The organism is Streptomyces tatrensis, from assembly GCF_049310065.1.
Lineage (GTDB): Bacteria > Actinomycetota > Actinomycetes > Streptomycetales > Streptomycetaceae > Streptomyces.
Genome location: NZ_JBMDLB010000010.1, coordinates 21,825 through 39,239 on the forward strand (window position 1 = coordinate 21,825; position 17,415 = coordinate 39,239).

Here is a 17,415-nt window from a genome sequence, read left to right on the forward strand (position 1 = left end):
AGCTCTGACCCATGCCTCGCACCGCAGTCGCGTACCGCAACCTGGTACCGAACGGCTCCCTCAACGGCGCCACCGGCCCCACGACCGTTGACTCCACGCTCGTCACCAACGGCGTCGTCGTGGCCAACGCCGTCCCCGAGCTGACCATCATCCGCGCCACCCACACCGACAGCACCGCGCACGACCTCATCGTGCGCGCCGGCGACAACCCGCCCGCGCTCGCGGCCGGGCAGGGTGACCTGACCGTCGAGGTCGCGCTCACCTCCGGGGTCCGCTACTTCGGGCCCTTCGAGTCCGGCCGGTTCATCCAGAACGACGGCACCATGCTGATCGACTTCGAGACCGGCTTCGTCGGCACCATCGACATCCTCCGCATCCCCCGGAACACCTGACATGGCCGAGACCATCTACCTCCGCGGGGAGGGCGGCGCCATCCACGCCATGGACCTGCCGCTCCACGAGTCCATCGCCGACCGCTACGCGCGCGGGCAGCTCGTGCGCGTCCACCAGGACGGCAGCCCCTTCACCGAGGGGCTGACCGCCCGGGCGCCGGCCGAGTCCGGCGACGAGCCGCCCGCTCCCGAGCCTGCGGGCCGTCCCGCGCAGGCCGCACCGAAGGCCGAGTGGATCGCCTACGTCGTCGGGCAGGGCCACCTGTCTGCCGAGGACGCGGCGAACCTGACCAAGGCCGACCTGATCGACCTGGCGCAGTGACCGAGGGGAGGCAGGGATGACGCTGCTTCCCCTCGCCACCGTCGATGACCTCAGCTCACGCGGCCTGACGCTCCTCGACGGCGAGTCGTTCATCGTCGACACCTACCTCGAGGTCGCCTCCACCGCGATCCGCGATGCGGCAGGGGGCCCCATCTCCCAGGCCACCTCGACCATCACGCTGGAGGGCGAGGCAGACCAGCGGCTCCGGCTGCCCGGCCTGCCTATCACCGCAGTCACCCTGGTGAAGATCGACGGCGTCACGGTCACGGACTGGCGGCTGCGCTCGGGCGTGCTGTGGCGGGCCGCCGGGTGGACGGCCGCCGACGGGCCGTCCGAGGTCGAGGTGACCTACACGCACGGCCTCCCGGCGGTGCCCGCGGACATCATCGACCTGGTGTGCCGCATGACCGCCGCGGCCCTGGCCGCGTACCGGTCCGAGCCGGACGGGCTCGGCCTCGCGGCGCGGGACATCCGATCCGAGCGGATCGGGGACTACGCGGTCACCTACGGGGATACCGGCCTGATCTCCGAAATGCAGCTGCCGGACTACCTCCTCGAGCGGCTGGCCGCGCGCTTCGGCGGCGGCGCCGGCGTGGTGAGGTCGCGGTGAGCCGCGTCGGCCGGCTCCTGAACACCACCGTGGAAGCCTGGCGGGTCGGCCTCGTCAACGACGGCGGCGGCGGACAGCAGACCGCATGGACGCTGGCCGGCACCCACCGGGCCCGCCGGTCCCAGCCGTCCGCCCGCGAGCGCACCGCGGCCCACCAGGCGGGCACCGTGCTCGTCGAAACCTGGTACTTCCCCGCCGGGACTGACGTCCGCCGCGGCGACGAGCTGCGACCGCCCGGCCGGGTGGTCGCCGTCTACGCCGTCTTCGAGCCGTCTGCGCCCGGTACCTACCTGCGGGCGGACTGCACGGTCCGCCAGCCCACCACCGAAACGTGAGGACCCCTCATGGCGATTCTGGCATCACAGCGCATGCCCCTGTCCGGGCTGCAGCCCACCTACTCCGCGGCGGCCGGCGGCGGCGACCAGGCCCCCGTCGGCGAGAAGCTGTACCTGCACGTCCGCAACGGCGGCGGCGGGTCCGTCACGGTCACCCTGGCAACCCCCGGCACGGTCGGCGACCTCGCCGTTGCCGATGCCGCGCAGGCCGTCCCCGCGTCCGGCGCGGCGTTCTTCCCCCTCAAATCCGTGTTCCGGGACCCGACCACCGGCCGGGCCGCCATCACCTACTCCGGGGTCACCACAGTCACCGTGGCCGTGGTCCAGCTTCCCTGACATGGCCCGCAGGTTCCGCCTGGAGGGCCTCGAGCGTGCGCGCCGGGCCGTGGCCCGGATCCCCGAGACCATGCGCCTGGCCCGGACCGAGACCCTGAACACGTGGGCTGAGGAAGTCCAGGCAGGCGCGAAGGACAAGGCGCCACGCGCCTCCGGAGCCCTCCACGGCGACCTCAACACCAAGGTTGCCGAGCAGTGGGGCCGGGCCGAAGTCGGCGTGTGGGATCAGCCCGCTGTCGAGTACGCCCTGTACGTCGAGAAGGGCACCTCGAAGATGGCCGCCCAGCCCTACCTCGTGCCCGCGTTCAACGAGGCGCGGCCGCTGGTCACGCGCACCTACCGGGCCGCGTTCCGCCGGCATCTGGGAGGTGTCACCGAGTGACCACCGCCCTGTGGCCCCTGCAGGTGGCCGTGTACTCCCAACTGACCGGGCACGCAACGCTGATGGGCCTGGTCTCCGGCGTCTACGACGAGGTACCCGAGGACGCCCCGTTCCCGTACCTGACGATCGGCTCGATCACCGAGCGGGCCGACGACGCGCACAACCAGCGCGGCCTGGCGGCCCAGATCACCCTCGACGTCTGGTCCCGCTACCGGGGCTGGGCCGAGGCCGCTCAGATCCTCGACGCGGCAGACACCGTCCTGGACCGGCAGCCGCTCACCGTCGCCGGGTACCAGGACGTGTCCATCGCGCACGACGCACACACCCTGCTCCGCGACCCCGACCCCGCCATCCGGCACATCTCCGTGACCTACCGGGTCTGGCTCACCAAGATCTGAAAGAGAGGCAGACCCATGGCTGGTCTGGACGCATTCGGCACACAGCTGCAGCGCGGCGACGGCGCCACCCCTACCGAGAACTTCACCCCCATAGCGAACGTCACCGACATCACCCCGCCCGCGCTCGAGCGCGAGACCATCGACGTCACCGCCCACGACTCCACCGACGCGTGGCGCGAGCACATCGGCGGCCTGAAGGACGGCGGCGAGGTGTCCATCGACGTCAACTACGACCCGCGCGAGCACGACGGCCTCTTCGCCGACTTCGCGGACTCCCTGCCGCGCAACTACAAGGTCGTGTGGCCCGGCACGCTCGGCGAGTGGTCCTTCGCCGCACTGCTGACCGCGATCGAACCGGAAGCCCCCCACGACGACAAGCTCGCCGCGTCCCTCACCTTCAAGGTGTCCGGCAAGCCCACGATCACCACCGGAAGCTGAGGCGCCACATGACCTACCTGTCCGCAGACCAGATCCTCGGCGCCTCCGACCTCGCCTACGAGGACGTTCCGGTGCCCGAGTGGGGCGGCACCGTCCGGGTCCGCGAGCTGCCCGGCACCGAGCGCGACAAGTTCGAGGCCAGCTTCCTCGGCAAGGACGGCTCATCCGTCCGCGCCGAGGGGCTGGAGGGGTTCCGGGCCCGCCTGGCCGCCGCCTCCCTCGTCGACGAGCAGGGCCGGCCCCTGTTCCGGTCCGCCGCCGAGGTCAAGCGGCTCGGCGAGAAGTCCGGCCAAGCCCTTCAGCGGGTGTGCGACACGGCCATGCGCCTGTCCAAGCTGGGCCCCGACGACGTCGCGGAGCTCACGGGAAACTGAGAGCGCGGCCGGCCCGCCAGTTCTACTTCAGGCTGGCCGCGCACCTCGGCATGACCGTCGGCCGTCTCCTGGCCGAGGCCGGATCGGCCGAGCTGGCCGAGTGGCAGGCGTATGAGAAGCTCACCGGCCCCCTGGGCGGCCTGCGCGGTGACCTGCATGCCGCACTCGTCTCCGCCTCGGTCGTCAACTCCCAGCGCGCCAAGGGCCGCAAGCCGCTCTCCCCGGTCGCGTTCCTCCCCCGCTGGGACGCCCGCGTACACAAGCGCCCCGAGGAGCTCTTCCAGGCGGCGCTGGCCGCGAACACCGCCCTCGGCGGCACAGTCGGCACGGCCTCCTCCTCCGGATAACCGCATATCTCGTCCCTGAGAGGGGGTGGACCGTGACCACCCTCGCCTCCATGACCGTCCGGCTGGGGATCGACACCGACCAGCTGAGGGCCGGCGCGCAGGCCGCGCAGGGCCACCTGACCAACCTGGCCAAGGGCATCGCCGGCCTCGGCATCGGTGTGCCCGCCCTGGCTGCGGTCGCCGCGGGAGTTGGCGCGCTCGTCGCCGCGTTCGCGTCCGCCGGGGTGGCCGTGAAGGCCTTCCAGCTCGCGGTGAAGCCGCAGAAGGCGATGATGCAGGAGGCCGCGGGGGCCGCGGACAACCTGGCCAAGGCGGAGGAGAACGAGGCCAGGAAGAAGGCCCTGGCCGACAAGCTCCGCAAGTCGGGCTCCGACCTCGCCGCTACCGCCGAGAAGGCGTACCAGTCGAGCCGCCTGAAGACCAAGGACGCCGAGGCCGCCTACCAGCGGCAGACCGCCGGCATGCCGAAGGCCACCGCCGAGGCGGCCCTGGCGCAGTCCCGGCTGAAGGAAGCCCACGAGGAGTGGTCCGACAGCCTCGCCGGCAGCACCATGCCCGTGTACACGCAAGGGCTGAACCTGCTGCGGCGTCTGCTGCCGCTCCTGACGCCCTTCGTGAAGGCCGCGGCCAAAGCGTTCGGTGACTTCATCGGCGAGATCGACCGCAGCACCAAGGGCAAGGGCCTGGAGAAGTTCGCCGAGTCCATGGCCAAGACCGGAGGTCAGAACCTCAAGAACTTCCTCGGCGGACTGAGGAACATCGCGATCGGCATCGGCGGCATCATCAAGGCGTTCACGCCGATGAGCAGCGACATGTCGGGCGGCTTCGCGTCGATGACGCAGGGCTTCGCCGACTGGGGCAAGGGCCTGTCCGACAGCAAGGGCTTCGCCGAGTTCGTGTCCCTGGCCAAGCAGGGCGCCGAGATCCTGGGAACCCTCGCCCTTGCCGTGGGCAAGCTCCTCGTCGCCCTGGCCCCGCTGATCGGCATCACCACCATGGTCGCCGTGTACCTGGCGGAGCTCATCAACGCCCTTCCCCCGTGGGTGCTGGAGAACCTGGCACTCGCCATCGCCGCCGTGGTCCTGGGCATGAAGGCCTGGCGGCTCGGCGCGGCAGGCGTGGCCCTGGCCAACAGCATCATGGCGTCCTCCACGTGGCTGGCGATCGCCGGCTGGGGGCGAATGCTCCTCTTCGGCCTCATGACCTACGCCCGGCTCGGGGCCGCCGCTGTCGCCTCAGCGGCCCGCACCGCGGCCGCATGGCTCGGGTCCGCGCTGGCCGCGATCGGAACCTGGGTGGCCGCCGTCGCCCGGGCTGCTGCGACCGCGATCGTCCAGTTCGCGCTGATGGCCGCTCGCGCGATCGTCTGGGCGGCAACGATGGCAGCCCAGTGGCTGATCGCGATGGGCCCGATCGGCTGGATCATCCTCGGCGTGATCGCCTTGGCTGCGCTGATCTACACGTACTGGGACAAGATCAAGGCGGCCACGATCGCCGCGTGGGGCGCGATCTGGGGCGGCATCAAGTGGGCCTTCACCCAGATCTACAACGCGTTCCTCAACTTCACCCCCGTCGGGTTGATGATCAAGCACTGGGACACGATCAAGCAGGGCGCGGTCACCGCGTGGAACGCGATCATCGACTGGCTGTCAAAAATCCCCGGGATGATCTACAACGCCTTCCTGAACTTCACCCCGATCGGCCTCATGATCAAGCACTGGTCGGCGATCAAACAGGGCGCGATCACCAAGGGGACCGAGCTCGTCAACTGGGTCCGCGGCCTGCCCGGCAGGATCTCCGCCGCGATCGGCAACTTGGGCAGCCTCCTCGTCGACAAGGGCCGCGATGTGGTGTCCGGACTCTGGCGCGGCATCCAGTCCATGGGCGGCTGGCTCCGCTCCACCCTCATCGGCTGGGCCAAGAACCTGATCCCCGGCCCCATCGCGAAGGCCCTCGGCATCTCCAGCCCCTCCAAGGTGATGGCCAAGCAGGTCGGCCGGTGGATCCCCGCCGGAATCATCCAGGGCGCCGAGTCCGGACAGGGCGCACTGGACGCGGCCATGCGCCAGATGGTGACCGTCCCCGGCATGTCCAAGGCAGGCCAGCCCACAGCCCGCGCCCAGCCCGCAGCCCGAGCGGTTGTCCAATTCGACTTCGGCGGCGCCGACTCCGCGTTCAAGACCGCCATCACGAAGATCGTCCGAACCAAGGGGCAGGGCGACCCTGGCACAGCGTTCGGCGGCGCACGATAGGAGGAGAGCCGATGGTCTTCCCGAATACCCCGCTTGAGCTCCTCGCCGAGCTGCAGATCGGCGGCATCTGGACGCCCGCGAGCCTGTACGCGCGGGCCCCGCTCATGCTCGAGCGGGGCCGGCCCGACGAGGCCGCCCGCGTAGACCCGGCGAAGGTCACGTTCCACCTCGACAACCGGCAGAACTTGTACTCTCCGCGCAGCCCCAGCTCCCCGAACTACGGACTCATCGGGAGGAACACCCCGCTCCGCGTCTCCGTCGCCGGGCCGGAGTCCTACCTCGCGATGACCGGGGTCTCCGGAGACATAGTCGCGACGCCGGATCACAGCAGCCTCGACATCGTCAGCGACCTCGACGTCGCGGTCGAGGCAACCGCCGGCTGGGAGTGGACCGTCCACCAGACGCTGATGGGCAAGTGGTCCGCGGTCGACGGCAACCGGTCGTGGATCTTCCGGATCCAAAACGGGCTGGGCGTCTTGGCGTGGTCGCCGACCGGCCTGTCGGCAGCAGCAATCACCGCAGGCGTCGACCTGCCGCAGCTGCCCCACCGGGCGGCCCTGCGCGCGACGCTCGATGTCAACAACGGGTCCGGCGGCTGGACCGTCACGATGTACTGGGCAAACTCCCTCGCCGGGCCCTGGAATCTCGTCGGCACCACAACCGGCACGGGCACGACCAGCATCCACAGCGGCACGGCCCCGCTGGAGATCGCGCCCACCCAAGTCTTCACCGCGGGCAACCGCATGCCCTGGCGCGGCCGCCTGCACCGGGCGGAGCTCCGCGCCGGCATCAGCGGAACCCTCGTCGCCAGCCCCGACGTCCGGGCCCTCACCCCGGGCACCACGTCGTGGGCCGACTCGGCCGGCCGCACGTGGACCGTCGCCGGCGAGGCCGCGGTCACCACCCGCGAGTACCGCCTGCACGCCGAGGTGTCGGCCTGGCCGTCGCGATGGGACGTCTCCGACAAGGACGTCTACGTACCGGCCGAGGGTGCCGGCATCCTGCGACGCCTCGGCCAGGGAGCCAAAGCCCTGGACTCACCGCTGCGCCGCCGCATCCCCACCGTCGGGGCGCCCAGGGCGTACTGGCCGATGGAGGACGGCCGGGACGCAGCACAGGCCTACTCCCCTCTGGCGGGAGTCGCTCCCCTCGCCCTGACCGGATTCGAGTTCGCGGCCGATGACTCCCTGGGCGGGTCCGCCTCGCTGCCCCGCCTCACGGCTGCAGCCACCATGCTCGGGACCGTGCCAGCCCACACGTCGACTGGCGAGTGGATGCTCGGCTGCGTCTTCTACTGGCCGGCCGCACCGGCGTCCTCGACACGCCTGCTGACCTTCAGCACCTCAGGCACGGCGCAGACGATCGCCCTCAACGTCGACAACGGATCGATCCTCCTCGAGGGGTACACCTCAACCGGCGCCGTGCTGTTCAGCATCCCCGCTGTCACGATCGATTTTCACGGGTCCTGGAACCGGCTGGAGCTCACCGCCGAAACCAGCGGCGGCTCCGTCACCTACCGGCTGGGCTGGATCGACGTGAGCGGCACCGGATGGGGGGACACCGCCACCGTGGCCGCCTCGGCCGGCAGGATCACGGGCATCGCCACCACCTGCGGACCCCTCGCGGCCGACGTCCGACTCGGCCACCTCGCAGTTTTCGACAGCGCGAACACGAGCGTGTACGAGCGCGCGGACGACGGGTGGCTCGGCGAGAGCGCGAACAGCCGTCTCCTACGGCTCAGCACCGAGGAGGGCGTACCCCTCACCACGGACTGGGCGCCGACCGCCCTGGGCCCACAGCGGCCGGACCGGCTGCTCACCCTCCTCGGCGAGTGCGAGCGCGCCGACGGCGGCGTGCTCTTCGAGAGCCGTGACAGGCTGGGTCTGCAGTACCGATCGCGGGAGTCCTTCTACAACCAGCCGGTCGCGCTCACCTTGGACTACGACGCGAAAGGCCATGTGGCCCCGCCGCTGGAACCGACAGACGACGACCAGAGAATCCGCAACGACATCACCGTCAGTCGGCCCGGCGGCAGTTCGGCGCGGGCTGTCGACGAGGCGAGCCAGCTGTCGGTGCTCGCCCCGCCGGACGGGATCGGCGTCTACGACGAGGCGCAAACCATCTCCGTCGCAACGGACGGGCAGCTGGCGGACATCGCCAGCTGGCGCCTGCACCTGGGCACGTGGGATGGGGCCCGGTACCCGACAGTCCACATCAACCTGGCCGCAGCGCCAGCCCTGATCCCGGCCGTCCTGGCGCTCGACATCGGCGACCGGATCCAGATCATCAACGCCCCGGACTGGCTTCCCCCCGGCCCGATCGACCTGCTCGTCGAGGGGTACACCGAGACCTTCGGGCACCCGAGCAGCTGGGACATCGTCCTGGCCTGCTCGCCCGCCGGCCCGTGGACCGTGGCCGTGCTGGACGACCCGGACCTCAGCCGCGCGGAGTCGGACGGCACAACCCTCGGCGCCAGCGTGAACAGCGACGACACGGTCGTGACGACCACGACTCCGGTCGGGCGGCTGTGGACCACCGACATCCTCGACGCCCCTTTCGACGTGCTGGTCGGCGGTGAGGCGATGACCGTAACGATGATCAACGGCAGCCGACAGGACCGCTATCAGCGGCTGGTCACCTCCGGCTGGGGCACCACCGACTCAGGCCAGACGTGGACGACATCGGGCGGCGCCGCCGGCGACTTCAGCGTGCAGGGGGCGTGAGCGATGGGAGACCTGTACGACAACTGGGCCGAGCTGGCGGCCGCCGAGGTAGCGGGCGTCGACTACAACCTGACGTCCATCACCCCGACGGGAGCGACGTACGCGGCGATCGCGATCCATGGCGGAGGCATCGAGGCGGGCAGTTCCGAGCTGGCCCACGAGGTGTCCGGCGGCGGCACGACGATGGCCCTCTACTACCTAGAGGGCTGGAAACCGAGCGGCAATCAGGACCTGCACGTCACGAGCACCAACTATGACGAGCCCGGTGGTCTCGCACTCGTGGCAGCCAGCAACCGCACCCTCAGCTTCCACGGCTACACGGGGGTGAGCGGGTATGCAGTGACTGCGCTCGGCGGCCTCGACGAGGAACTCGGCGCCCGAATCGCCTACGGGCTGAGGGCCGCCGGCTTCGCGGTGACGGACGCCGCCTCAGAGATTGCGGGCGACGACCCGGACAACATCTGCAACAAGAATCTCCGCGCGGCTGGCGTGCAGCTGGAAATGTCCCGGCAGCAGAGGGCCGATTTCTTCCCCAACGGCGACTTGAGCCGCGCGATGCGCGACTCCGGGCAGCGGACCGCAGCCTTCTACAGGTACGCAACTGCCGTACAGAACGCCGTCATCGGATACGGCCTGGTGTCATTGACGAACACCAACAACTCGCGATGGGCAACGATAGGCGCGCCCGGCGCGAACGTGGATCTCCTGGCCACGGTCGGCACGGACAAACTCGCGGTCGGCGGCGGCCACTTCTGTTCCCTTGCCGCCCGTTGGGCGGACGCCAGCAATACCTACCTGGCGCGGGTCGAGTTCTCCGCCACCCAGGAGGTGCTACTCACCCTTCGGAAACGGTTGGCCGGGACCGAGACCTCCCTTGCAGGGACGTACACCACCGGCCACACCCATGCCGCCGGCGCCCGGTTCTGGGTCCGCTTCGAGACCACCGGCACCACGCTTAGGGCCCGCGTCTGGCGGGTCGGTGACCCGGAGCCCTACGCCTGGCACCTGTCGACCACCGACGCCGACCTGAGCGCGGCCGGGCAGATCGGCACCCGCTCGATTCTGTCCGTCACCAACAGCAACACACTCCCGGTGACGGTGGCGTGGGGCGATTTCCAGGTGTCGTCACCGCAGCAGATGACCGTGATCCGCAGCGCCAACGGCATCGCCAAAGGGCACGCGTCCGGGGCGAAACTTCGGCTCGCGCAACGCGCCATCATCGCACTCTAAGGGGAAGGTAAATGGTCTATCCCAGCGCGACGCCAGGCCGGTGGATTCAGGCTTCCCAGCTCGACGCAATGCAGCCCCTGTACGTCGAAAAGTCGGCAGACCAGCCCGTTACGTCATCGACCACCAACGCCAACGACAACGCGTTGCTCGTGCCGGTGGAGAGCTTCGCTAAATACATCCTGAGCGGAATGCTCCTCTACTCGGCACGCTCGGATGCCGACATCAAAATCGGCTGGACGGTACCCTCCAGCGCGACACTGGACTGGATCGCACACGCCCAAATTCAAGGCGGCACCACCGGCATCGCGAGTTCAGGAATCGTCGTCGACCGGCAAATTCAGGGAAATACGGCTTTCCCCTTGGGTGGCGCGGCCGCCGAGAATGCGACTTACATGACAGCCACGCTGTCAGGGCGCCTCGTAACGAGTAGCGCGGCCGGAGACCTGCAGCTGAACTGGGCTCAGATTACGAGCAACGCGACCCCGTCGATCATGCGCGCTGGGTCGTGGCTCCTACTGACCCGCGTCGCCTGACCTACCTCACCCCGACGCCCCGAGCCTGATGGCCGGGGCGTTTCTCATGCCCTGGAGGCCCTCATGCCTGAACCACAGCCGTCTGTCGGCCGGATCGTGCACTACGTCAGCTACGGCACCCCGGGTGGTGAGTACCCCTCGCAGTGCCGGGCCGCGGTCATCACCGAGGTCGACGAGTACCAGCCCGGGCCCGACGGAAAGTTCGTCGGCCACGTGAACCTGTGCGTCCTCAACCCGGAAGGCATGTTCTTCAACAAGGGTGTCCTTCAGGACGAGGCGACGCACTGCGGCGGTACCTGGCACTGGCCGGAGCGTGTGTGATGGCTGACCCGCTCTCCGCCGACCGGTTCCTCGCCGCGCTCCTCGCCGAGGGCGTGCGCGTGCAGGAACACCCCGGCTGGCGCACCCACAACCGCAACCACAAGGGCGCCTGGGGGCCCCTCAACGGCATCGTCATCCACCACACCGTGAGCAAGGGCGCGGCGCACACCGTCGAGCTGTGCCGCGCAGGCTACGACCAGCTGCCCGGCCCGCTCTGCCACGGCGTCATCACCAAGGACGGCATCGTCCACCTCATCGGCTACGGCCGCGCGAACCACGCCGGCGGCGGCGACCCCGACACCCTGGCCGCGGTCATCGCCGAGAACTACGGGACCCGACCGCCGGCCCCGGACGTCGGCAACTCCGACGGGGTCGACGGCAACGCGCGCTTCTACGGCTTCGAGTGCGAGAACCTCGGCGACGGCAAGGACCCCTGGCCGGCCGTGCAGCTCGACGCGATCGAGCGCGCTTCGGCCGCGCTGTGCCGGGCGCACGGCTGGAGCGCCAAGTCCACGATCGGGCACCTGGAGTGGAGCGACGACAAGTCGGATCCGCGCGGCTTCACCATGGCCTCGATGCGGGACCGGGTCGCGGCCCGGCTGGGTTCCACCCCGACGAAACCGCCGACCACGCCCACGCCGCCCCCCGCCTCCCGCTACGAGCCGTACCCGGGCAAGGCGTTCTTCATGGCCGGCACCTCGGCCGCGCTCGGCAAGGTCTCGCCGATCTTCACGCAGATGGGCAACCGGCTCATCGCCCGCGGCTTCGGCCGCTACTACTCCGTCGGTGCCGGCCCCAAGCTCGGCCGCGCCGACGTCAACGCCTACGAGGCCTACCAGCGCTCGCTCGGCTACACCGGCGACGCCGCGACGTGGCCGCCCGGACCGACGACCTGGAACAAGCTCCAGGTCCCCAACACCTGACCCTCCCGAACGGAGATCATCATGTCCGACAACTTTCCCCCCGCCAGCTACGTCATCCGGACCGGCAAGACGTACGCCAAGGACCTGGCCGAGCGCGTCCTGTGGACCGGGGCAACCGCAGTAGGCGGCGTGCTCGTCGCGTCCGGTCCGGCCGACATGCTCACCACCTCCTTCTGGGAGTCGGTGGGCGTAGCCGGGCTCATCGCCACCGGCACCCTGCTCAAGGGTCTGGCCGCCCGGCTCCTCGGCGACCCGAACAGCGCGTCAACGGCCCGGGGGGTCTAAGTGGCCACCCCCGATCCCGGCGTGTACATCAGCCCAGCTCAGATGTATCAGGAGGTGAGGGGGCTGGCACAAGCAGTAGGTCGGATCGAGAGCAAGATCGACGGCATCCTCGACGAGACCAAAGACATCCGCACCGACCTCTCAGATCACGAAATGCGGATACGAACCCTGGAGCGGTCCCGCTGGCCCCTGCCCACCATCGGCGTCCTCGCCGGTGTGGGCGGGGCCGTCACGGGTGCGCTCGCTCTGATGGCCCGGTAGGAGGCCCGTCATGCCGCTTCCCACGACGCGCGTCGTTACCGGCCGCTACACCAACCCGGTCACCGGCGTCCCCTGCACCGGGTGCGTCATCCTCACCCCGTCTCCCGGGGTGTGGACCGACGAGACCGGCGCCCAGGTTCTCACCGGCGGCGCCACGCTCCCGCTCGTCGACGGCGTGATCGCCCAGGCGCTCGTCACGACCGACGCGTCAGGGGTGGAGCCGGCGACCGGACGGCTGTGGGTCATCGAGGAGCGGATCGACGGCCGCCCGTACCGGCGCCGGCCCTTCGCCCTCGAGGCGGGCGTCGACAGCATCGACGTCACCGAGCTCGTCGATCCGGACCCCGCGGACGTCGGGTACGTCCGCGGCCCTGCAGGACCGACCGGCCCGGCGGGATCTGCAGGCGCACCGGGTACGCCGGGCGCCGACGGCTCGGACGGAGCGCCAGGCGCGCCGGGAGCTCCCGGCGCGAAGGGCGACACGGGGGACCAGGGCCCGCAGGGGATTCAGGGGGTGCAGGGCAACGCCGGGACGGCCGGAACCGCTGGCGCCGCCGGCCCCCAGGGCGCGATGGGCGCCTCCGGGACGGTCATCACCATGGCTCAGGCCAACATCACGGACGGGACCGTCACCGACCTGCCCTCGTCCACGCCGTGGATCATCGTGCAGACCAGCGCCGGGACTCCGCTGCAGTGCAGCATCCCGGCCGCCGTCGGGGACCGCATCGACGTGGACCTCGGGATGATGTACAACGGCGGCCACTTCATGGACATCGCCCTCTTGACCAGCGCCGGCGCCATCTCCATCTACGGCTCTTCCAACACGAGCAGTCCGCTATCCGAGGGCGCCCCGTGGCTGTACCCCAGCGTGAGCTTCTCCAAGATCATGTCCGAGATGTTCACCGTGCAGGCGGGCCACATCGACGGCTCCGGCACCGTCACCATCGCCCTCGTCCACAGCGGCACCAGCACGGGCCGGGTGTACGCCAACACCCAGTATCCGTGGGGGATGCGGCTGTGGAACTTCGGCCCCGTCGGCGGCTCGGCAGCCGGATCATGGCTGCCGCGGCCGGCGGATCAGGGATTGCTCACGTGGACCGGCGACCCCAACGACGCCGGGCACGTCACCGCTCAGTCCAGCGCCGGCGTCGCGGGCCGGATCACGCTCGTCAAAGTTCCGATCCGCGAGCAGATCACCTGGTCGTCCATCTGGATCGGCCTGTCCGGGATCGACGCCGCGGCCTCGCTGTCGAACTGCTACCTCGGCGTCTACGACAGCAGCGGCACGCTGAAGGGCGTCACGGCGGACATCTCCAGCTCGCTGATGACCGGTGCCACAGCCAAGGCCCTGCCCCTGGCCGTCCCGTTTGTGGCGGCGCCCGGCCACTACTACATCGCCATGCTGCTCGGCAGCGGATCGACCTGGGCAACGAACGGGCTCACGTTCAAGGCCACGGGCGCCGGCATCTCCGTCAACGCGAATCTAGCGGCGGGGGCGCTCCGCTACTCGAACATGCTCACCGGACAGACCAGCCTGCCCGGCTCGCTGACCCTGTCCTCGCAGACCACCACGATCATCAACACCGGGTGGGGCAGCCAGTGGTACGGCATCTCCTGACCGCACATCGCCCCCTCTCGCCTACGGGCGGGAGGGGGCGCATTTGTGCGTTCAGGGGCCTTTCAGCACGGCCATCCTGTCGGGCCCCGCGGTTACGATCTGCCGCATGGCCCTCTACGAGATCACCTACGCGATCATCCCGCCCGGCGTCGGCCCCGACGACTACGAGCCCGCTGACCTGGAACGGCGCACAGAGCGCTTCGAGCTCGCCGATCCCGAGCCCGTTGAAGGATGGGTCTCCGGCGGCAAGCAGATGCACTACGGCCCGCACATGGCCGACGTGCACCGCACCATCGAGGCCACCTTGCCCGAAGGGTCCGCCGTGTACGTCGTGAGCATGCCCCTCGTCACCGACTGAGGTGCCGCTCCGCATCCTCCAGCCGCGCCTGGAACACGGCCCGGTCGCGGGGGTAGCCCTCCAGCGCTGGCAGTACCTCGCGCAGCCGGTCGGCGGCGAGCCCCCAGTCTCGGCACGCGAAGCTGATGTTGGCCGCCTGGAGCTGGGCGCGGTCCGGGTCGAGCCAGTACAGCCAGCCCGGCCGGTCGCCCTCCTCGGGCACCGCGCCCGCGTGGGTCACAACCTCGTCGGCTAGGCGACGGGCCCGATCCCGTTCGCCGAGCGCGGCCGCGGCCATGCCCTCCTGATACGCGGCGATTGCGGCGGCCGCCGGCGAAAGGCGGCCGGTCCGGCCCGCTTCCGCGGTGCGGAGCGCGCGCCTCGGGTCGCCCCATTTGAGACTGTAGTGCGACCGGACACGGTGGACCCACGAGGCCATGTCGGTATGGCCACCGTCGACAGCCCAGCCGTGCGCCACGTCGAGCCACGCGAGCGCGGGCCCCTTCTCGCCCTCGGTGAACGCGACCCAGGACAGCCAGTGCGCGTGTTCGGCGGCGAGGAGCATCAGCCGGTCGGCGACCTCGCCGGTCGTCGCGGGGATGAGCTGGGTGACGCTGTCGAGCTGCGTGCGGACGACGGCCCACAGCTGCCCGCCGCCAACCTCGTCTTCAGCCCTCCGGTGCTCGGCCAGGACACGGCCGATCCAGTCTGCGGTACGGAGGTCGGTGCGGCCGGTGGCGTGCCCGTGGGCGATACGCTCCCGCAGCTCGGGCGGCGGCGCCCAGCCAGCGGCGGCGGGGGACAGCCCTATCAATTCCGGTGGCACGTCGAGTCCTTCGGTCAGCCGAGCGATGACGTCCGGCGACGTGGGGCTCCAGCGACCCCGCTCAATCGCGGAGATGTGCGGCTGCGACGTCCCGATTACCACTTCCAGGGCCCGCTGGGAAAGCCCAGCGGCGCGCCTGTACTCGAGGAGGATCGCGGCCCAGTCCTGTAGCGCCCACGCTGCACGCAGACGCGGATCAGCCCAGGGTGTCTGACGGCTCATGTCCGCACGATACGCCCGCTGATACAAGGGTGTGTATCGGATCCGGCTCCCCGTCGCGGGACGGTTGTCTCACCACCCGCTGACGACAGTAGGGAGCACCGGCATGACCGGCGAGACGCACACGATTGAGGAGCTCGCGGCGCGGGCTCTGGCGCCCTATTCGGAGCGCCCCGACGCCGAGGGCGTGGCGCACCTGGTCGACGACCTGATCACCGCCGGGACCGAGCTCCACGCCCAGGTGAACCAGATCCCGGCGGCCCAGCGCACCGAGCGCGCGGGCGCCGCCCTGACCGAGTGGGCCTACTTCGTCGACTCGGGCCCACTGGGCCACGGCGATCACGCGAACTGGAATCACGCCCGCGGCCTCGCCCGCATCATCCGGACCATGGCCTCGACGCTCGGCGAGCAGCGTCCGTCGAGCGCCCGGTGACTGAGCGCCTGCGGCAGGTCTTGTACGTCGTGATCGTGCTCGGCACCTTCGCCGTGATCGTCGTCGGCACCCGCTAGACCGCACCTTCCTCACGACCAAGGGAGAAGCATGTCAACGCCACCCAACCCCCCGCCGCCGCCGTGCAGCGCCGGCAAGGGGGAAACCCCGACGCCCGCAGTGACGGGCAGCGTGCTCACCGCTGCGCCCGGCGACCGCAACGCCCGCGGCCTCCTCGACGCCGACGAGTTCATGACCGTCACCGCGACGCTCGCGCGCAACGAGCCGGCCTTCGGCTGGGTGTACTGCGAGCAGGTCATCGTCGAGACCCTCAAGTTCGTTGCTGCGGCCGCCCAGAGCGACGAGCGCCTCTCGCCCTCCGTGATCGTCGACAAGGGACTCCACGCGCTCCTGGAGAACACGGAGATCCACTACGCCGTGGGCGCCCGCCTCGGCGTGTTCGTGCACCACTACCCGACCCTCCCCGGCGCCGCGCCCATCGCGCCCGGCTGGCTCGAGCGGACGGTCGCCGCGATCCACCGGACCGGCTTCGTCGAAGATCCGGAGATGTGGACGTGATCGCCACGGAGTTCCCCACGTCCGCGACGGACGTCATCACCTGCGAGGCCTGTTGGCGGGGGCCGGTCCAAACGGCCCGTACCGCCGCGCACGCTCACGGCCGCGATCTGCTGTGCATCCCGTGCGCGGAGGCCGGCTACCCGGCCCGCGTCGACCTGTTCCCCCCGCTCGGCATCTACAAGCTCACCGGAAGGAAACTGAAGATGACCCTGGAGATGGGTAAGCACGGTAGCCCTGGCGGCCCGCAGCTCCCGCCGGACCCCGGTCCGCCGCTGCCGTCGCCGCCGCCCACCCCGACCCCCGGCCGCCCGCCCGTGTAAGGGCAGGACCACCGGACCGCCCCGAGAACCGCCCCGGCTGGCAATCCCTCCGGCGGCCGGGGCTACTCCCTGACGAGCTCGGGGAGTGAGACGCCGAGGGTCTTGCAGATGATGAGCAAGGTCCCGTAGGTCGGGTCGCTCTCGCCGCGTTCGATGCGCTGGAAGGTGCGCCGGTCGATACCGGACATCTTCACGAAAACGTCTTGGCTGTAGCCCCGGGCTTTGCGTAGTTCGCGCACGCGGTCACCCAAGGACTGTCGACGGTCGAGGATCCAGGTGGGCACTTCACGGGGCACTCGACAAACACTCTGACCTGCGACATCGTGTGTCAGCGTCAGATTTGACGCTTTTCTGTGGCAGGCGCACCAAGTACGGCCGTCCGTTCGCCGAGCACCCCCGGCGGGCGGGCGGTCTTTTGCGTTCCTGGGTGGGTGGGAGAGGTGGGAGACGGAATGGGAGATGATCATGGGGAGAGGATGCGCGACGCTGCTAGTTGCTGCTATTTCCTGCGAGATGCCGACACCGCTGGATGCCTGGTCAGCGACGTGTGTGCAGGTGAGCGAGGTGTGCCCCAAGGCTCCCCTCCGATCGACCGCATCTTCTGGGAGACCAAGGCCGCCTGAT

General features: G+C 70.2%; 25 protein-coding genes. 23 read left to right on the plus strand and 2 right to left on the minus strand.

Translation table 11 applies throughout. The features are described 5' to 3' along the window. The first annotated feature begins 11 nt into the window (after positions 1–11). From ACODT5_RS15560 to ACODT5_RS15655, 20 genes are all read left to right on the plus strand, one after another. Positions 12–392 (plus strand): hypothetical protein, encoded by a 381-nt coding sequence (locus ACODT5_RS15560; RefSeq protein ID WP_422519886.1) that lies wholly within the window; start codon positions 12–14, stop codon positions 390–392. A 1-nt stretch (position 393) separates the two neighbouring features. After that, positions 394–714: a hypothetical protein gene (locus ACODT5_RS15565; RefSeq protein ID WP_422519887.1), complete on the plus strand. Its 321-nt coding sequence runs from the start codon at positions 394–396 to the stop codon at positions 712–714. Positions 715–730: 16 nt separating this feature from the next. Further along, positions 731–1,324 (plus strand): head-tail connector protein, encoded by a 594-nt coding sequence (locus ACODT5_RS15570; protein WP_422519888.1) that lies wholly within the window; start codon positions 731–733, stop codon positions 1,322–1,324. After that, positions 1,321–1,659 carry a head-tail adaptor protein gene (locus ACODT5_RS15575; protein WP_422519889.1) on the plus strand — a complete coding sequence of 113 codons (339 nt, stop codon included), beginning with the start codon at positions 1,321–1,323 and terminating at the stop codon, positions 1,657–1,659. The genes ACODT5_RS15570 and ACODT5_RS15575 overlap by 4 nt, the downstream gene beginning before the upstream one ends. Positions 1,660–1,668: 9 nt before the next feature. Beyond that, entirely contained in the window at positions 1,669–1,995 is a 327-nt protein-coding gene (locus ACODT5_RS15580; protein ID WP_422519890.1) for a hypothetical protein, read from the plus strand. 1 nt (position 1,996) lies between these two features. Then, on the plus strand, positions 1,997–2,377 hold the full coding sequence (locus tag ACODT5_RS15585) for an HK97-gp10 family putative phage morphogenesis protein (RefSeq protein WP_422519891.1): 381 nt from the start codon (positions 1,997–1,999) through the stop codon (positions 2,375–2,377). Continuing rightward, positions 2,374–2,775 (plus strand): DUF3168 domain-containing protein, encoded by a 402-nt coding sequence (locus tag ACODT5_RS15590; protein WP_422519892.1) that lies wholly within the window; start codon positions 2,374–2,376, stop codon positions 2,773–2,775. Before ACODT5_RS15585 ends, ACODT5_RS15590 begins: the two co-directional genes overlap by 4 nt. A gap of 15 nt (positions 2,776–2,790) precedes the next feature. Beyond that, on the plus strand, positions 2,791–3,213 hold the full coding sequence (locus ACODT5_RS15595; RefSeq protein WP_422519893.1) for a phage tail tube protein: 423 nt from the start codon (positions 2,791–2,793) through the stop codon (positions 3,211–3,213). 8 nt (positions 3,214–3,221) lie between these two features. Further along, positions 3,222–3,587, plus strand: a complete 366-nt coding sequence (locus tag ACODT5_RS15600; protein ID WP_422519894.1) for a hypothetical protein — start codon at positions 3,222–3,224, stop codon at positions 3,585–3,587. A 50-nt stretch (positions 3,588–3,637) separates the two neighbouring features. Then, entirely contained in the window at positions 3,638–3,934 is a 297-nt protein-coding gene (locus tag ACODT5_RS15605) for a phage tail assembly protein T (RefSeq protein ID WP_422519895.1), read from the plus strand. A gap of 32 nt (positions 3,935–3,966) precedes the next feature. Further along, positions 3,967–6,186, plus strand: a complete 2,220-nt coding sequence (locus ACODT5_RS15610) for a phage tail protein (RefSeq protein ID WP_422519896.1) — start codon at positions 3,967–3,969, stop codon at positions 6,184–6,186. 11 nt (positions 6,187–6,197) lie between these two features. Next, positions 6,198–8,909 (plus strand): hypothetical protein, encoded by a 2,712-nt coding sequence (locus tag ACODT5_RS15615; RefSeq protein WP_422519897.1) that lies wholly within the window; start codon positions 6,198–6,200, stop codon positions 8,907–8,909. A 3-nt stretch (positions 8,910–8,912) separates the two neighbouring features. Continuing rightward, entirely contained in the window at positions 8,913–10,139 is a 1,227-nt protein-coding gene (locus tag ACODT5_RS15620; protein ID WP_422519898.1) for a poly-gamma-glutamate hydrolase family protein, read from the plus strand. An 11-nt stretch (positions 10,140–10,150) separates the two neighbouring features. After that, positions 10,151–10,672, plus strand: coding sequence for a hypothetical protein (locus ACODT5_RS15625; protein ID WP_422519899.1), 522 nt, complete (start codon positions 10,151–10,153; stop codon positions 10,670–10,672). A gap of 63 nt (positions 10,673–10,735) precedes the next feature. After that, on the plus strand, positions 10,736–10,993 hold the full coding sequence (locus tag ACODT5_RS15630) for a hypothetical protein (RefSeq protein WP_422519900.1): 258 nt from the start codon (positions 10,736–10,738) through the stop codon (positions 10,991–10,993). Further along, complete coding sequence (locus ACODT5_RS15635) at positions 10,993–11,916, plus strand: N-acetylmuramoyl-L-alanine amidase (RefSeq protein ID WP_422519901.1); 924 nt, start codon at positions 10,993–10,995, stop codon at positions 11,914–11,916. Before ACODT5_RS15630 ends, ACODT5_RS15635 begins: the two co-directional genes overlap by 1 nt. Before the next feature lie 21 nt (positions 11,917–11,937). Then, positions 11,938–12,201, plus strand: coding sequence for a hypothetical protein (locus ACODT5_RS15640; RefSeq protein ID WP_422519902.1), 264 nt, complete (start codon positions 11,938–11,940; stop codon positions 12,199–12,201). Between the two features lie 42 nt (positions 12,202–12,243). Beyond that, positions 12,244–12,462 carry a hypothetical protein gene (locus ACODT5_RS15645; RefSeq protein ID WP_422519903.1) on the plus strand — a complete coding sequence of 73 codons (219 nt, stop codon included), beginning with the start codon at positions 12,244–12,246 and terminating at the stop codon, positions 12,460–12,462. Positions 12,463–12,472: 10 nt separating this feature from the next. Then, positions 12,473–14,080: a hypothetical protein gene (locus tag ACODT5_RS15650; protein WP_422519904.1), complete on the plus strand. Its 1,608-nt coding sequence runs from the start codon at positions 12,473–12,475 to the stop codon at positions 14,078–14,080. Between the two features lie 106 nt (positions 14,081–14,186). Continuing rightward, complete coding sequence (locus tag ACODT5_RS15655) at positions 14,187–14,438, plus strand: hypothetical protein (RefSeq protein WP_422519905.1); 252 nt, start codon at positions 14,187–14,189, stop codon at positions 14,436–14,438. Here ACODT5_RS15655 and ACODT5_RS15660 read toward each other — a convergent pair. Continuing rightward, positions 14,428–15,465, minus strand: coding sequence for a helix-turn-helix domain-containing protein (locus ACODT5_RS15660; RefSeq protein ID WP_422519906.1), 1,038 nt, complete (start codon positions 15,463–15,465; stop codon positions 14,428–14,430). The two genes, ACODT5_RS15655 and ACODT5_RS15660, sit on opposite strands and share 11 nt — an antisense overlap. 103 nt (positions 15,466–15,568) lie before the next feature. On the opposite strand from ACODT5_RS15660, the gene ACODT5_RS15665 reads away from it, so the two are divergent. From ACODT5_RS15665 to ACODT5_RS15675, 3 genes are all read left to right on the plus strand, one after another. Beyond that, complete coding sequence (locus ACODT5_RS15665; protein WP_422519907.1) at positions 15,569–15,895, plus strand: DUF6415 family natural product biosynthesis protein; 327 nt, start codon at positions 15,569–15,571, stop codon at positions 15,893–15,895. A 108-nt stretch (positions 15,896–16,003) separates the two neighbouring features. Further along, positions 16,004–16,471: a glycine-rich domain-containing protein gene (locus ACODT5_RS15670; protein ID WP_422519908.1), complete on the plus strand. Its 468-nt coding sequence runs from the start codon at positions 16,004–16,006 to the stop codon at positions 16,469–16,471. Further along, entirely contained in the window at positions 16,468–16,791 is a 324-nt protein-coding gene (locus ACODT5_RS15675) for a hypothetical protein (RefSeq protein ID WP_422519909.1), read from the plus strand. The genes ACODT5_RS15670 and ACODT5_RS15675 overlap by 4 nt, the downstream gene beginning before the upstream one ends. A 62-nt stretch (positions 16,792–16,853) precedes the next feature. Here the strand turns inward: ACODT5_RS15675 and ACODT5_RS15680 are convergent, their stop codons facing one another. Continuing rightward, entirely contained in the window at positions 16,854–17,258 is a 405-nt protein-coding gene (locus tag ACODT5_RS15680; RefSeq protein ID WP_422519910.1) for a helix-turn-helix domain-containing protein, read from the minus strand. Positions 17,259–17,415 lie beyond the last annotated feature (157 nt).

Excerpts from the sequence above, each read along its gene's own strand:
- ACODT5_RS15560 (WP_422519886.1), top strand. The coding sequence starts at position 12 with ATGCCTCGCACCGCAGTCGCGTACCGCAACCTGGTACCGAACGGCTCC.
- ACODT5_RS15565 (WP_422519887.1), top strand. The coding sequence starts at position 394 with ATGGCCGAGACCATCTACCTCCGCGGGGAGGGCGGCGCCATCCACGCC.
- ACODT5_RS15570 (WP_422519888.1), top strand. The coding sequence starts at position 731 with ATGACGCTGCTTCCCCTCGCCACCGTCGATGACCTCAGCTCACGCGGC.
- ACODT5_RS15580 (WP_422519890.1), top strand. The coding sequence starts at position 1,669 with ATGGCGATTCTGGCATCACAGCGCATGCCCCTGTCCGGGCTGCAGCCC.
- ACODT5_RS15585 (WP_422519891.1), top strand. The coding sequence starts at position 1,997 with ATGGCCCGCAGGTTCCGCCTGGAGGGCCTCGAGCGTGCGCGCCGGGCC.
- ACODT5_RS15595 (WP_422519893.1), top strand. The coding sequence starts at position 2,791 with ATGGCTGGTCTGGACGCATTCGGCACACAGCTGCAGCGCGGCGACGGC.
- ACODT5_RS15600 (WP_422519894.1), top strand. The coding sequence starts at position 3,222 with ATGACCTACCTGTCCGCAGACCAGATCCTCGGCGCCTCCGACCTCGCC.
- ACODT5_RS15605 (WP_422519895.1), top strand. The coding sequence starts at position 3,638 with ATGACCGTCGGCCGTCTCCTGGCCGAGGCCGGATCGGCCGAGCTGGCC.
- ACODT5_RS15615 (WP_422519897.1), top strand. The coding sequence starts at position 6,198 with ATGGTCTTCCCGAATACCCCGCTTGAGCTCCTCGCCGAGCTGCAGATC.
- ACODT5_RS15620 (WP_422519898.1), top strand. The coding sequence starts at position 8,913 with ATGGGAGACCTGTACGACAACTGGGCCGAGCTGGCGGCCGCCGAGGTA.
- ACODT5_RS15625 (WP_422519899.1), top strand. The coding sequence starts at position 10,151 with ATGGTCTATCCCAGCGCGACGCCAGGCCGGTGGATTCAGGCTTCCCAG.
- ACODT5_RS15630 (WP_422519900.1), top strand. The coding sequence starts at position 10,736 with ATGCCTGAACCACAGCCGTCTGTCGGCCGGATCGTGCACTACGTCAGC.
- ACODT5_RS15635 (WP_422519901.1), top strand. The coding sequence starts at position 10,993 with ATGGCTGACCCGCTCTCCGCCGACCGGTTCCTCGCCGCGCTCCTCGCC.
- ACODT5_RS15640 (WP_422519902.1), top strand. The coding sequence starts at position 11,938 with ATGTCCGACAACTTTCCCCCCGCCAGCTACGTCATCCGGACCGGCAAG.
- ACODT5_RS15645 (WP_422519903.1), top strand. The coding sequence starts at position 12,244 with ATGTATCAGGAGGTGAGGGGGCTGGCACAAGCAGTAGGTCGGATCGAG.
- ACODT5_RS15650 (WP_422519904.1), top strand. The coding sequence starts at position 12,473 with ATGCCGCTTCCCACGACGCGCGTCGTTACCGGCCGCTACACCAACCCG.
- ACODT5_RS15655 (WP_422519905.1), top strand. The coding sequence starts at position 14,187 with ATGGCCCTCTACGAGATCACCTACGCGATCATCCCGCCCGGCGTCGGC.
- ACODT5_RS15660 (WP_422519906.1), bottom strand. The coding sequence starts at position 15,465 with ATGAGCCGTCAGACACCCTGGGCTGATCCGCGTCTGCGTGCAGCGTGG.
- ACODT5_RS15665 (WP_422519907.1), top strand. The coding sequence starts at position 15,569 with ATGACCGGCGAGACGCACACGATTGAGGAGCTCGCGGCGCGGGCTCTG.
- ACODT5_RS15670 (WP_422519908.1), top strand. The coding sequence starts at position 16,004 with ATGTCAACGCCACCCAACCCCCCGCCGCCGCCGTGCAGCGCCGGCAAG.
- ACODT5_RS15680 (WP_422519910.1), bottom strand. The coding sequence starts at position 17,258 with ATGATCATCTCCCATTCCGTCTCCCACCTCTCCCACCCACCCAGGAAC.